10 protein-coding genes are annotated in these 13,536 nt (G+C 54.6%); 4 read left to right on the forward strand and 6 right to left on the reverse strand.

Annotated features, from left to right (window positions below):
• Positions 1–101: 101 nt before the first annotated feature.
• The 5 genes from cmk to ansB all read right to left on the reverse strand — a co-directional run bounded on the left by cmk (position 102) and on the right by ansB (position 5,622).
• Positions 102–791, reverse strand: coding sequence for a (d)CMP kinase (gene cmk / locus V2S86_RS11145; RefSeq protein ID WP_330762451.1), 690 nt, complete (start codon positions 789–791; stop codon positions 102–104).
• A gap of 275 nt (positions 792–1,066) precedes the next feature.
• Positions 1,067–2,353, reverse strand: coding sequence for a 3-phosphoshikimate 1-carboxyvinyltransferase (aroA, locus tag V2S86_RS11150; protein WP_330762452.1), 1,287 nt, complete (start codon positions 2,351–2,353; stop codon positions 1,067–1,069).
• 114 nt (positions 2,354–2,467) lie between these two features.
• Positions 2,468–3,553, reverse strand: a complete 1,086-nt coding sequence (gene serC, locus V2S86_RS11155; RefSeq protein ID WP_330762453.1) for a 3-phosphoserine/phosphohydroxythreonine transaminase — start codon at positions 3,551–3,553, stop codon at positions 2,468–2,470.
• A 248-nt stretch (positions 3,554–3,801) separates the two neighbouring features.
• Positions 3,802–4,494 (reverse strand): DUF421 domain-containing protein, encoded by a 693-nt coding sequence (locus tag V2S86_RS11160; protein ID WP_330762454.1) that lies wholly within the window; start codon positions 4,492–4,494, stop codon positions 3,802–3,804.
• A gap of 81 nt (positions 4,495–4,575) precedes the next feature.
• The gene (gene ansB, locus V2S86_RS11165) at positions 4,576–5,622 is read right to left on the reverse strand and encodes an L-asparaginase 2 (RefSeq protein WP_330762455.1); all 1,047 of its coding nucleotides are present in this window, start codon (positions 5,620–5,622) and stop codon (positions 4,576–4,578) included.
• 148 nt (positions 5,623–5,770) lie between these two features.
• On the opposite strand from ansB, the gene ycaO reads away from it, so the two are divergent.
• The 4 genes from ycaO (at position 5,771) to pflA (ending at position 12,268) form a co-directional block, all read left to right on the forward strand.
• Entirely contained in the window at positions 5,771–7,534 is a 1,764-nt protein-coding gene (gene ycaO, locus V2S86_RS11170; RefSeq protein WP_330762456.1) for a 30S ribosomal protein S12 methylthiotransferase accessory factor YcaO, read from the forward strand.
• A gap of 491 nt (positions 7,535–8,025) precedes the next feature.
• A complete protein-coding gene (focA, locus tag V2S86_RS11175; RefSeq protein ID WP_330762457.1) occupies positions 8,026–8,886 on the forward strand; it encodes a formate transporter FocA in 861 nt (286 codons plus the stop codon).
• Between the two features lie 54 nt (positions 8,887–8,940).
• Entirely contained in the window at positions 8,941–11,223 is a 2,283-nt protein-coding gene (pflB, locus tag V2S86_RS11180; RefSeq protein WP_330762458.1) for a formate C-acetyltransferase, read from the forward strand.
• 304 nt (positions 11,224–11,527) lie between these two features.
• A complete protein-coding gene (pflA, locus tag V2S86_RS11185; RefSeq protein ID WP_330762459.1) occupies positions 11,528–12,268 on the forward strand; it encodes a pyruvate formate lyase 1-activating protein in 741 nt (246 codons plus the stop codon).
• A gap of 49 nt (positions 12,269–12,317) precedes the next feature.
• Here the strand turns inward: pflA and V2S86_RS11190 are convergent, their stop codons facing one another.
• Positions 12,318–13,463: an MFS transporter gene (locus V2S86_RS11190; RefSeq protein WP_330762460.1), complete on the reverse strand. Its 1,146-nt coding sequence runs from the start codon at positions 13,461–13,463 to the stop codon at positions 12,318–12,320.
• Positions 13,464–13,536: the final 73 nt, after the last annotated feature.

Raw genomic sequence — 13,536 nt, forward strand, 5'->3', positions numbered from 1 at the left:
CTCCATGCCGACAGGGTTTAGGTTACAGGGGTAAAATTTTACCCGATATAGTTCGATACTGCTATGACAAATATGACAAAAAGCAATAACGTCGCGGCAGCTTATTGCTGCGGCAACGCTAACACTTCATGTGCATAAGTCAGCGCACGCTGGATGACTTCGTCGATCGACATGCCGGTTGAATCCAGCACAAGGGCGTCGGAAGCCGGCACCAGTGGCGCGATAGGCCGATTACGGTCACGGTCATCCCGTTCCTTTATCTCGGCTAAAAGACGTTCAAAGTTAACATTAAAGCCCTTTTCCTGCAACTGTAGCATGCGGCGGTGCGCACGCTCGTCCGAACTGGCATCCAGGAAAATCTTTACCGGTGCATCGGGAAATACCACCGTACCCATATCGCGGCCATCGGCAATCAAACCCGGGGCCTCGCGAAATGCACGCTGACGGCGCAGCAAAGCTTCGCGCACGCGCGGAAAAGCCGCCGCCTGCGAAGCGGTATTACCGACGGTTTCAGTGCGGATCTCATTACTGACGTCCTCACCTTCCAAAATGACCTGCAGTTTGCCGCCTTGGGCAACAAAGCGAACGTCGAGATGTGCGGCCAGCGGAACCAGCGCCTCCTCAGAGGTGATATCGACCTGATGGTGCAGCGCCGCCAACGCCAGCACGCGATAAATCGCACCGGAATCCAGCAAACGCCAACCAAGGGATTCGGCCAACGCTTTACACAGTGTGCCTTTGCCTGCGCCACTTGGTCCATCAACGGTTATCACCGGGGCTGTAGCCGTCATTTCTCTCTCCTTCGGGTAGTAAACCTCACAGGGACATAATCTGCCGTCAGCACAACGCGAAAGCATAATTAAAAACGCCCCTGCCGCCCGCCCAGTCGGGGCAGGTACAGTGGCGTATTATACGCTGCCAAGAGACGAACTGTTACCCTGGAACTGTCTGGTTGTTGAAAATAAGCCCATAACCGCAGAAAAGTATAGAAGAAGTCTCAGGGCCAGAGCGTTAAAAATGATAAAGGCCCGGTTAGGGCCTTAAAAAGAAATCATCTGACTGTCGATTACGCCAATTGGCTGATCCGTGCCAACTGCTCAAAATAGTCCGGGAAGGTTTTCGCTGTGCATTTCGGATCGAGAATAGTCACCGGAGTATCCGACAACGCCACCAGCGAGAAACACATCGCCATACGGTGGTCGTTGTAGGTACCGATATCGGCAAACTTCAGCTTCGCCGGCGGTACCACGTGAATATAGTCCTCACCTTCATCCACTTCAGCGCCCACTTTGCGCAATTCAGTCGCCATGGCGGCCAAGCGATCGGTCTCTTTCACCCGCCAATTATAGATATTGCGGATGGTCGTCGGCCCTTCGGCAAACAGGGCCGCGGTGGCAATAGTCATTGCCGCGTCCGGAATATGGTTCATATCCATATCAATGCCATGCAGCTCGCCGCGGCTACATTCGATAAAGTCATCGCCCCAGGTAATGCGCGCGCCCATTTTCTCCAGCACGTCGGCAAATTTGGTGTCGCCCTGAACGCTTTTCTTGCCGATGCCGGTCACCCGTACAGTGCCGCCTTTGATCGCCGCCGCCGCCAGGAAGTAAGACGCGGAGGATGCATCACCTTCTACCAGGTAATCTCCCGGTGAACGGTAGGTTTGACGGCCTTGAATATGGAACACGCGGTAGTTGTCGTGGCTGACCTCTACGCCGAAGGTACGCATCAGGTGCAACGTAATATCAATGTACGGCTTAGAAACCAACTCGCCCTTGATATGGATATTCGTGTTCCGATCGGCCAAGGGTGCGGCCATCAGCAATGCGGTCAGGAACTGGCTGGAAACGCTGCCGTCGACGGTCACGTCACCGCCGTGAAAACCGCCGCGCAGGCGCAATGGTGGGTAATCGGCCTGTTCCAGATAATCAATTTGCGCGCCGCCCTGGCGCAGAGCATCCACCAGATGGCCAATCGGCCGCTCCTTCATGCGGGGTTCACCGGTCAACACCACATCGCCGCTCCCCAGACACAATGCCGCAGCCAGCGGGCGCATCGCGGTACCGGCATTGCCGAGGAACAGCTCAAGCGGCTCGCGGGCCACCAGCGGGCCGGCAACGCCCTCGACGATACAAGTGGTGCGATCGTCAGACAGCTGATAACTCACGCCCAACGCCTGAAGTGCATTCAACATATGACGCACGTCGTCGCTGTCCAGCAGATTGGTCAACGTGGTCGTTCCCTCCGCCAGCGCAGCCAGCAGCAGAGCACGGTTGGATACGCTCTTGGAACCGGGTAAGTTGACGGTGCCATTGACCAAGGCGACCGGTTGTAACGTCAGGGAATCCACCATGTGAACAAAACTCTCCAAAATCTGATAAACGAAACGGCTCCGGGAAAATGCCGGAGCCGCTTTAATGCAAGAGGACAACAGCGAAAGCTGCCCGCGTAAAGCAGGCAACGAGGCTTAACCGTGACGACGTTCGAAGTCGATCATAAAGTCGGTTAATGCCTGCACGCCGGCCAGCGGCATGGCATTGTAAATAGAAGCACGCATGCCGCCAACCACGCGGTGGCCTTTCAGCGCCTGTAGGCCGATGGCCTCCGCTTCGCTGAGGAACACGTTGTCCAGTGCCGAGTCGGCCAATTGGAAGGGTACGTTCATCCAGGAGCGGTTGGCGTGCGCCACGCGGCTGCGGTAGAAATCAGAATTATCGATGGTTGCATACAGCAACTCGGCCTTGGCCTGATTGCGCTTGTGCATTTCCACCAGGCCACCCTGCTCCTTCAGCCATTTGAATACCAGGCCGGACAGATACCAAGCGAAAGTCGGTGGCGTATTGAACATGGAATCGTTCTCGGCCAGCACGGTGTAATCGAGAATTGACGGCACTTCGCGGCGCGCTTTACCCAGCAGATCGTCACGTACGATCACCAGCGTCAGGCCTGCCGGCCCTATGTTTTTCTGCGCGCCGGCGTAAATCACGCCAAAGCGGCTGACGTCCAGCGGGCCCGACAAAATGGTGGAAGAGTAATCGCCGATCACCACTTTGTCGCCAAAGTCCGGCGTCTCGTTGATAGCAATGCCATCGATGGTTTCATTCGGGCAGTAATGCACATAAGCCGCATTGTCGTTCAACTGCCACTCTTTCATCGGTTTGATACCGAGCAGACCGTCGACGGTGGTTTTCACATCGATGGTATTTGGCGTGCAGTATTTCTCCGCTTCCTTGATGGCACTGTGTGCCCAGTAGCCACCATCGATATAGTCCGCAGTGGTTTTGTCACCCAGCAAATTCAGCGGCAGTGCAGCAAACTGCGCACGGGCGCCACCATGGCAGAACAGCACTTTGTAGTTGGAGGGGATCTTAAGCAGATCGCGCAGATCCTGTTCGGATTGCTGGGCAACTTCGATGAACTCTTTACTGCGATGGCTGATTTCCATCACCGAGGTGCCGAGACCGTGCCAGTTGCACAGTTCCTGTTCCGCACGACGCAACACTTCTACCGGCAACATTGCCGGGCCAGAGCTAAAATTATAAACCTGAGTCATTTCCCCTCACCACATTCACTATTCGCCAATGAGACTGGCCAACCGAAATACGCCCAAAGTTAACTGTCGAGTTAACCAACCCATCGGTTTTATCACTCACGTAACGCTGCTGCAATGCTTATTCGCCCGCAGGCGGCAAACTGCCGCAAGCCGGAATAACAGGCTCTGCGGTCTCTGCGTTTTTTTGTGCGATAAAACGCTGCGACGTCGGAGAATTCAGTGGGTTAACACGGTTTTTTATGCTGTATTCAGCTAACCCGGCTATGGGACAAGGCCTCAATCCACCGACCATTGCCGCAACGCGGGCAAATATGTTGCTGAGAATCCGCCAGGGGCACAATCAGGCTACAGGTGCTACAGGCATAATCCCCTGCGGCTTCGGCCTGCGGCAGACTCTTGACACACTGCACCGGCAAGACGGGCAAACCGGGGCGCACCTCGTCATCCGCATAAAAATAGACCGAAATGGCCCCGTTCACCTCAAGGATAGCCAGGCGTACCTGGCCGAGATGCTCCACCCCCACCAGTCTTAACTCCATAAAGAACTCGTCGTGGGTAATGTTCTCCCGTTGCAGCGTATCCCAATCGAAAATGCCATGGCTGATCAAAATCAGCGGTTTGCCCTCCATCCAGGTCTGGAGTGTTTCAAAACGGTCCATCAACCAGGTAGCAAGCCGATACAGCACCATGATGAAAATAAAAACCGCCAGCACCGGCAACAAAGGGACATCGTGGTAAAACGCCACGTCCCCCGCTGCCGAACCGAGCGTCAAAATGATCAGTACCTCAAACAATGACATTTGCCGCACACCGCGGCGGCCGGTCATTTTGAGAAAAATAAATACCAGTAAAAAAGTGAACAAGCACCGTGCCGCAACCTCAGCCAAAAATGCCGGGGTGGTTTCATCCAATGCCATCCGTTGGAGGTCAAAGGCCTGCATAAGATCGATCCTCGGTAAAATGATTGTCTACAGCATAGCCCGGCTACAAAAAACGGGGGGTAGCCCCCCCGTAGAAGCTACTCAATATTGATTGAACATCTGCTGGATTTGTCTGGCGCCTTTGGTCTGAGTCAGCGCCAACTGCAGCAGGATCCGTGCTTTTTGCGGGTTCAGCGTACCAGAGGCGACAAAACCGAATTTAGCGTCATCCACTTCCGCATCCTCCGTGGTGGAACCGGTCGGCACTCTTGAAGAACGCACTATGGCCACACCGTTATGTGCGGCGGTCGCCAGCGCATCAAACACGGTTTTGTACAGGTTGCCGTTACCGACCCCAGCGCTGACGATGCCCTGGTAACCTTCGGCGATCAGCGCCTTGGCCGGCGCATCGGAAGCGTTGGCATAGTTATAGACGATACCGACCTTGGGCAGTTCGGTCAGGTTGGATACGTCAAAGGGGGTGTCGGTAGTATGCTTGCGTTGCGGTGAACGTTGATAGTCGACTTTGCCGTTATGGATATAACCGAGCGGGCCGAAATTGGGCGACTGGAAGGTCTGCACCGAGGTGGTGTTGGTTTTGGTCACGTCGCGCGCATCCAGTACGCTGTCGTTCATCGCCACCAACACCCCGCGTTTGGCCGATTGCGGATCCGCCGCCGTCACTACGGCGTTATACAGATTGAACGGGCCGTCGGCGCTCATCGCCGTCGCCGGACGCATCGCGCCGACTATCACCACCGGCTTGTCGCATTTGACGGTCAGATCGAGAAAATAAGCGGTTTCTTCCAGCGTGTCGGTGCCGTGGGTGATCACAAAACCATCCGTTTTGCCGCAGTCGGCGTTGATTTTCTTCACCAGTTTCAACCACACCTCATCGTTCATATCCTGCGAACCGATGTTCACTACCTGCTCACCTTGCACATTGGCGACGTTTTTCAGCTCCGGCACCGCATTCACCAGCGCATCGACGCCCAGTTTACCCGCCGTGTAATTGGATTTTGTCGCCGATTCGCCGCCGCCGGCAATGGTGCCGCCAGTCGCCAGCAGGGTGATGGAGGGCAATGCCAACGCAGAACCGCTTGCGCCTGCCAGAAGTAGTGCCGCAACGCTGAGTTTCACTGATTTCATTAGGTTTCTCCTTGATAGATAACCCGCTGAATTATGGCCCTTATCCTCAAAAATACTGTGACTTTGCCACCGCTTTAGGAATACATGGAGCTTGGGCGTAAAACCCCGTATCATTGCGCGTTTTTAGTACGCTCAAAAAGTGAAGACAATGACGCAAACTTTTATCCCTGGCAAAGACGCCGCGCTGGAAGACTCCATCGCCCGTTTCCAACAGAAATTAAGCGATCTGGGTTTTAATATCGAAGAAGCCTCCTGGCTGAACCCGGTGCCGCACGTATGGTCGGTTCATATCCGCGATCGCGATTGCCCGCTGTGCTTCACCAACGGTAAAGGCGCCAGCCAAAAAGCCGCGCTGGCTTCCGCTTTGGGCGAATACTTCGAGCGCCTTTCCACCAACTATTTCTTCGCCGACTTCTACCTGGGCAAGCACATTGCCGAAGGCGATTTCGTGCATTATCCGAACGAGAAATGGTTCCCGATCCCGGCCGATGATTCGCTGCCGGAAGGCATTCTCGACGAGCGCCTGCATGCGTTCTACGATCCGGAGCAGGAACTGACTGCCGGCGATCTGATCGATTTGCAATCCGGCAACGGCGAACGCGGCATCTGCGCCCTGCCGTTCTCCCGTCAGTCAGACCAGCAGACGGTCTATATCCCGATGAACATCATCGGCAACCTGTACGTGTCCAACGGCATGTCAGCCGGTAACACGGCGAACGAAGCCCGCGTACAAGGCCTTTCCGAAGTCTTCGAGCGTTATGTGAAAAACCGCATTATCGCCGAATCCATCAGCCTGCCGGAGATCCCGGCCGACGTATTGGACCGCTATCCGGGCGTGGTGGAAGCCATTGCTCGCCTGGAGCAGGAAGGCTTCCCGATCCTGTCCTATGACGCCTCATTGGGCGGCAACTACCCGGTAATCTGCGTAGTGCTGTTCAACCCGGCCAACGGCACCTGTTTCGCCTCGTTCGGCGCTCATCCTGACTTCGGCGTGGCGCTTGAGCGTACCGTGACTGAACTGCTGCAAGGCCGTAGTCTTAAGGATCTGGACGTGTTCACCGCGCCAACCTTTGATGACGAAGAAGTGGCCGAACACACCAATCTGGAAACCCACTTTATCGATTCCAGCGGTCTGATCTCCTGGGACATGTTCAAGCAGGATGCGGATTACCCGTTTGTCGACTGGAACTTCAGCGGCAGCACGCAGGAAGAATTCGCCACGCTGATGAGCATTTTCGACAAAGAAGGCGCCGAAGTGTACATCGCCGACTACGAGCATCTGGACGTGTACGCCTGCCGCATCATCGTGCCCGGCATGTCCGACATCTACCCGGCGGAAGATCTGCTGCTGGCCAATAACAGCATGGGCGCGCACCTGCGTGATACCCTGCTGGCACTGCCGGGCAGCGAGTGGGAGCCGCAAGAATATCTGGCGCTGATTGAGCGCCTGGACGACGAAGGCCTGGATGATTTCACCCGCGTGCGTGAACTGCTGGGCATTGCCTCCGGCAAAGACAACGCCTGGCATACCCTGCGCGTGGGCGAGCTGAAATCCATGCTGGCACTGGCGGGCGGTGATATGGATCAGGCTCTGATCTGGACGGAATGGACCCAGGACTTTAACGGCTCGGTGTTAAGCCCGGCGCGTAGCAACTACTACCGTTGTCTGCAAACCCTGCTGCTGCTGACGCAGGAGCCTGAGCGCGATCCGGCTCAGTACTATGGCGCCTTCGTGAAAATGTACGGTCAGGAAGCGGTCGACGCCGCCTCTGCGGCCATTAGCGGCGAAGAGCGCTTTAACGGCTTGTTCGCTGTCGACAGCGATCTGAAAGCGTTACCGGCGCATCAGGCGCTGTTGGCGGCCTACGAAAAACTGCAAAACGCCAAACGTCGCCACTGGGCGCAGGCATAACGGCAGTCTTGATGCGTCGGCAGCTTGTCTGCCGGCGCCACTCCTAAAGGGGTAGAGCGCTGGATACTGCCCCCATAAACACAGCAAAGAAAATAACCAGATATTATTTTGACGGTTAATCACCCTTTTCTCTTCTTATTTTTTCCGGTTAATTACGCACTTATCAACAAACAAGATGAAAAAAACGTTAATTGTTGCGGAGCGGTGAAATAATAATTAACCGATAAGTAAACTTTAACTGCCAAAAAGAGACAATACGCATCAATATTTAACCTTTCAGAGTCGCGTTCATTCTGCCAATTCAAAATTAATTGCAAAGATTAAAAAATATTTTTTAATTTAAAATCAAGTAATTACACCATTATCACCTACTATTTATCTGGTTTTTTACCGCTCTAGTTCCCCGCCTTATGATCCAAATCAATTTTTACCCTATACTGCTTTGCTAGTATCTCATTGCGTTGTTTTAACCCTTAAGAGAGAGAGTTAGTGTGAAAGCTGACAACCCCTTCGATCTGATATTACCTGCGGCAACGGCGAAAATCGCTGAAGATGCAGGTGTGTATAAAGCCACCAAGCATCCGCTGAAAACTTTTTATTTGGCGATCACTGCAGGTGTCTTTATTTCCATCGCATTCGTGTTTTATATCACTGCGACTACCGGCACTGCCGGTGTGCCTTTCGGCCTGGCAAAACTGGTCGGCGGCATCTGTTTCTCTCTGGGGTTAATGCTGGTTGTGGTCTCAGGTGCAGACCTGTTCACCTCCACCGTGCTGATTGTGATTGCCAAAGCCAGCGGCCGCATCAGTTGGTATCAACTGGCAGCCAACTGGTTGAACGTCTACATCGGCAACCTGATTGGCGCGTTGTTCTTTGTAGCACTCATCTGGTTCTCCGGTGAACACATGGTCGCCAACGGCCAATGGGGCCTGAATGTCCTGCAAACCGCTGACCACAAGTTGCATCACACTTTTATTGAGGCCGTCTGCCTCGGCATTCTGGCTAACCTGATGGTCTGTCTGGCCGTGTGGATGAGCTATTCCGGCCGCAGCCTGATGGACAAAATGTTCGCCATGATTCTGCCGGTCGGCATGTTTGTCGCCAGCGGTTTCGAACACAGCATCGCCAACATGTTTATGATCCCTATGGGTATCGTGGTCAAACACTTCGCCACGCCAGAATTCTGGCAAGCCGTAGGGGCAGCACCCGAGCAATTTGCTCATCTGACCGTAAGCAACTTCATCATCGACAATCTGATCCCCGTCACCATCGGCAACATCATTGGCGGCGGTCTGCTGGTTGGGTTGACTTACTGGGTAATTTATCTGCGTGGTGGTGAACAGCAGCATTAAGCTGCCAGTTACCGTGCGCCGAGTTAGAAATCCACAATTAAAGGTAGGTGTATAATGACCGAACTTAACGAGAAGTTAGCCAAAGCTTGGGAAGGTTTCAGCAAAGGTGACTGGCAGAATGAAGTCAACGTTCGTGACTTCATCCAGAAAAACTACACTCCTTACGAGGGTGATGAATCCTTCCTGGCCGGCGCAACTCAGGCCACCTCCACCCTGTGGGACAAGGTTATGGAAGGGATCAAACTGGAGAACCGCACCCATGCGCCGGTTGATTTCGACACCAACGTTGTCGCGACCATCACTTCCCATGACGCAGGCTATATTGCCAAAGAGCTGGAAACCATCGTTGGCTTGCAGACCGACGAGCCTCTGAAACGCGCCCTGATCCCGTTCGGCGGCATTAAAATGGTTGAAGGTTCTTGCAAGGTTTATGGCCGCGAACTGGATCCACAGCTGAAAAAAGTCTTCACCGACTACCGTAAGACCCACAACCAGGGCGTATTCGACGTTTACACCAAAGACATCCTGAACTGCCGCAAATCCGGCGTGCTGACCGGTCTGCCGGATGCTTACGGCCGTGGCCGTATCATCGGCGACTACCGCCGCGTTGCGCTGTACGGTATCGACTTCCTGATGGCCGACAAGCTGAACCAGTTCAAATCTTTGCAGACCAAGCTGGAAAACGGCGAAGATCTGGAAATGACCATTCAGCTGCGTGAAGAAATCGCTGAACAACACCGCGCTCTGGCCCAGATTAAAGAAATGGCCGCCAAATACGGCTGCGACATCTCCGGCCCAGCGACTACCGCGCAAGAAGCCGTGCAGTGGACCTACTTCGGCTACCTGGCCGCGGTGAAATCCCAGAACGGCGCAGCAATGTCCTTCGGCCGCGTATCCACCTTCCTTGACGTGTTCATCGAACGCGATATCAAAGCAGGCAAGCTGAGCGAAGAGCAAGCGCAGGAACTGATTGACCACCTGGTAATGAAACTGCGTATGGTGCGCTTCCTGCGTACCCCTGAGTATGATGAGCTGTTCTCCGGCGACCCAATCTGGGCGACTGAATCCCTGGCGGGTATGGGCGTTGACGGCCGTACTCTGGTCACCAAAAACAGCTTCCGTTTCCTGAACACCCTGTACACCATGGGGCCGTCTCCGGAACCGAACATGACCATCCTGTGGTCTGAAAAACTGCCGTTGAACTTCAAAAAATACGCAGCGAAAGTGTCTATCGACACCTCCTCCGTACAGTACGAAAACGACGATCTGATGCGCCCTGACTTCAACAACGATGACTACGCCATCGCCTGTTGCGTCAGCCCGATGATTGTCGGCAAGCAAATGCAGTTCTTCGGCGCCCGTGCCAACCTGGCGAAAACCATGTTGTACGCCATCAACGGCGGCGTTGACGAAAAACTGAAAATTCAGGTGGGCCCGAAAGAAGCGCCAATGATGGACGACGTGCTGGACTATGACAAAGTCATGGAACGCATGGACCACTTTATGGACTGGCTGGCCAAACAGTACGTAACCGCGCTGAACATCATTCACTACATGCACGACAAGTACAGCTATGAAGCTGCGCTGATGGCCCTGCATGACCGTGACGTTTACCGCACCATGGCCTGCGGCATCGCCGGGCTGTCGGTCGCGGCTGACTCCCTGTCTGCCATCAAGTACGCCAAAGTCTCCACCATCCGTGACGAAGACGGCCTGGCGACCGACTTCAAAATCGAAGGTGAATACCCGCAGTTCGGTAACAACGATGCCCGCGTTGATGACATCGCCTGTGACCTGGTGGAACGTTTCATGAAGAAAATTCAGAAACTGCGCACCTACCGTAATGCGGTACCGACCCAGTCCGTACTGACCATCACTTCTAACGTGGTCTACGGCAAGAAAACCGGTAACACCCCAGATGGTCGCCGTGCAGGCGCGCCGTTCGGTCCTGGCGCCAACCCAATGCACGGCCGCGACCAGAAAGGCGCTGTAGCCTCTCTGACCTCCGTAGCCAAACTGCCGTTTGCTTACGCGAAGGACGGGATCTCCTACACCTTCTCCATCGTGCCAAACGCTCTGGGTAAAGATGACGACGTGCGTAAAGCCAACCTGGCGGGCCTGATGGACGGTTACTTCCATCACGAAGCCTCCATCGAAGGCGGCCAGCACCTGAACGTCAACGTGATGAACCGTGAAATGCTGCTGGAAGCGATGGAAAACCCTGAGAAATACCCTCAGTTGACTATCCGCGTATCCGGTTATGCCGTACGTTTCAACTCGCTGACCAAAGAACAGCAGCAAGACGTGATTACCCGTACTTTCACCCAGTCGATGTAATTGCCCCATCCGGGCGGGGTTTCCCGCCCGGTGGTTAAGCTGAATAGCGGGGCCGGATCTTTCCGGCCCTTTTAACACACGCAGTTCCCCTGACTCATCACGAGTCTGTTTTGCCAGACAGCTATACTGAATGAAACTGATGGATATCCGGCAAAACAGTTATCCGGCGTAATAATCGGCCAACAGGAATCGTTCCACCCCAGTCGCCGGGCCCATCCGGTTGCTGCATCGCTGATCCCTGGCCGGCGGTTATGAGCCTACTTTTAGACTGCGTTTGACAGTCAATATTGGAGAACCCCCTGCAATGTCAGTGAAAGGCCGCATCCACTCCTTTGAATCCTGTGGCACCGTTGACGGTCCCGGGATCCGCTTTATCGTTTTCTTCCAGGGTTGCCTGATGCGCTGTCTGTATTGCCATAATCGCGATACCTGGGACACCCATGGCGGAAAAGAAGTCACCGTAGAAGAGCTGATGAAAGACACCGTCGCTTATCGCCACTTCATGAACGCATCCGGCGGCGGCGTGACGGCCTCCGGCGGCGAAGCCATTTTGCAGGCCGAGTTTGTCCGCGACTGGTTCCGTGCCTGCCAACGGGAAGGTATCAATACCTGCCTGGATACCAATGGTTTTGTACGGCGTTACGATCCGGTGATCGACGAGTTGCTGGACGCCACCGATCTGGTGATGCTGGATCTGAAACAGATGAACGACGACATTCATCAAAATCTGGTTGGCGTCTCCAACCACCGCACGCTGGACTTCGCCCGCTATCTGGCGAAGCGCAATCAACGCACCTGGATCCGTTATGTTGTGGTGCCCGGCTGGTCAGACGATGACAGGTCAACGCACATGCTGGGTGAGTTCACCAGGGATATGACCAACATCGAGAAAATCGAGTTGCTGCCCTATCACGAACTCGGCAAGCATAAATGGGTGGCGATGGGAGAAGAGTACAAGCTGGACGGCGTCCATCCACCAAAGGCGGACACAATGGATCGCGTCAAAGGTATTCTGGAAAGTTATGGCCATAAAGTGATTTATTGATCTTTTTGGCGAGATAAAAAAACCGGCGCAATGGCCGGTTTTTTTGATCTCAGGCTGCTGCCAGTGGAGTGTGGTGATGGTCTGGTTTTTTCAACAACATCATCAGATACACCAGCGCAACGGCGGCAATCATCACAAACAGCAAGCGGTCGGAATAATTCTGCATCAACAACGCCGTCATCGACGGGCCAAGCAGGCTGCCGATAGTGTAGCTCATCAGCAGCGCCTGATTCATCGCCACCAACTCATGCGGCAGCGCTTTCTCACAGGCCCAGGACATCGCCACCGGGTACAACGTGAAACCGGCGCAGCCGAGAATAAACAGCGCCGGTGCCATGGCGTAGTTACCGAGCATCGCCACACTGGCGAGGATCACCACAAACACCTGAATGCGCAGCACCAACAGGCGGCCATAGCGATCGGCCAGGCGCCCTACCGGCCACTGTCCGACAATGCCGGAGCTGACCAGCAGCGCCATCCAGTAACCGACGTTGGCGTCGCTCATCCCCTGATGGGATAAATACAGCGGCATCAAGCCATAAAGTGAACCGAGGACAATACCGGAAATAATGCAACCATTGATGCCCAGCCGCGCGCTGCGGCGTTTCAACATTGGCCATACCGCTGCCTGCTGCGGTTCGTCATGCTGGCTGTTAACGCGCGCAAACAACATTGGCAGCATGGCGCAGATGATGATGGTGGATACCCAAGGCACCACGTTCAGCAATTCGGTCGATACCAGGCTCAACAACAGTTGACCAATCACGGTGCCAAGATAGTAAACCATCATATAGGCCGCCAACAGTTGCCCGCGGTTGGACAGGTTACCGCTGCGCAACAAGGCGCTTTCAACAATCACCCAGATCCAGGCACAGCCAATGCCGGCAAAGAAACGCCAGCCCATCCAGCTCCAAAAATCGAGCGACAGCGCCATGCCGGCCGTCGCAACGGCAAACACCACGCAGGCAAGATGGTAGCTGCGGGTAAAACCGATGCGCTTGATCAGTTTGCCCGCTATCAGCGTACCTAACAGGTTGCCGGTGAAGTAAGAAGAACTCACCATCCCCACCTGGCCGGTTGACAATTGAGCGTGCGTCAACCAAAGAGGAACTAACGTATTCAATACGGCAATAGAAACCGTGAGCAATAACAGGCCACAGAGCAGCAGGAGCACTGGGCGGGAATATGCGGACATAGTGAAATTGAAACCGAACGCGCGATGAGAGTGCGCGCATCATGCCACTGGCGATAAAAAAGTCAATCCGCTC

Source organism: Serratia sp. C2(1) (assembly GCF_036352655.1).
Taxonomy (GTDB): Bacteria; Pseudomonadota; Gammaproteobacteria; order Enterobacterales; family Enterobacteriaceae; genus Serratia; species Serratia inhibens.

What these genes read in the sequence shown, in the direction of transcription:
- cmk (WP_330762451.1), bottom strand. Translation starts at nt 791, where the DNA reads ATGACGGCTACAGCCCCGGTGATAACCGTTGATGGACCAAGTGGCGCA.
- aroA (WP_330762452.1), bottom strand. Translation starts at nt 2,353, where the DNA reads ATGGTGGATTCCCTGACGTTACAACCGGTCGCCTTGGTCAATGGCACC.
- serC (WP_330762453.1), bottom strand. Translation starts at nt 3,553, where the DNA reads ATGACTCAGGTTTATAATTTTAGCTCTGGCCCGGCAATGTTGCCGGTA.
- V2S86_RS11160 (WP_330762454.1), bottom strand. Translation starts at nt 4,494, where the DNA reads ATGCAGGCCTTTGACCTCCAACGGATGGCATTGGATGAAACCACCCCG.
- ansB (WP_330762455.1), bottom strand. Translation starts at nt 5,622, where the DNA reads ATGAAATCAGTGAAACTCAGCGTTGCGGCACTACTTCTGGCAGGCGCA.
- ycaO (WP_330762456.1), top strand. Translation starts at nt 5,771, where the DNA reads ATGACGCAAACTTTTATCCCTGGCAAAGACGCCGCGCTGGAAGACTCC.
- pflB (WP_330762458.1), top strand. Translation starts at nt 8,941, where the DNA reads ATGACCGAACTTAACGAGAAGTTAGCCAAAGCTTGGGAAGGTTTCAGC.
- pflA (WP_330762459.1), top strand. Translation starts at nt 11,528, where the DNA reads ATGTCAGTGAAAGGCCGCATCCACTCCTTTGAATCCTGTGGCACCGTT.
- V2S86_RS11190 (WP_330762460.1), bottom strand. Translation starts at nt 13,463, where the DNA reads ATGTCCGCATATTCCCGCCCAGTGCTCCTGCTGCTCTGTGGCCTGTTA.